This is a genomic window from Streptomyces sp. 7R007, assembly GCF_054850255.1.
Window position 1 is genome coordinate 1 of the sequence record NZ_JBTWMV010000176.1, and the last position, 396, is coordinate 396.

A 396-nucleotide genomic window follows, 5' to 3' on the forward strand; every position below is an offset into this window, starting at 1 on the left:
TCGATGGGCAATCGTCCCTTCGAGGCCCATCGCACGTCCGCGGCCCGGTCCCCGCGGACCACGACGGCCCGCCCGTCGATGACGCCCAGTCTCACCAGTCCACCTTCTTCGGTACGGGCGTGCCGTGGCCCTGCTCCCAGCCGACGATGGGGTTGCGCAGCACCCCGAGGCGTTCGACCTCGGCCTCGACGACGTCACCGGGCTTGAGGTACATCTCCGGGTTGCCGCTGAAACCGGCGACTCCCTGCACGGTGCCGGTGGTGATCAGGTCGCCCGCGCTGTAGCCCTGCGGCGAGTGGTAGGCGACCAGGTGCGGGATGGACACCGACATGCGGTTGGTGTTGGACTTCTGCCGCACCACCCCGTTGACCCGCAACTCCATGTCGAGGTGCTGCG

At 68.9% G+C, this 396-nt stretch carries 1 protein-coding gene; it reads right to left on the reverse strand.

Features of this window, described 5'->3' with window-relative positions:
* Window positions 1–91: 91 nt before the first annotated feature.
* On the reverse strand, window positions 92–396 hold a 305-nt coding region (locus ACYF6T_RS44675; protein ID WP_461703723.1), incomplete at its 5' end, for a fumarylacetoacetate hydrolase family protein.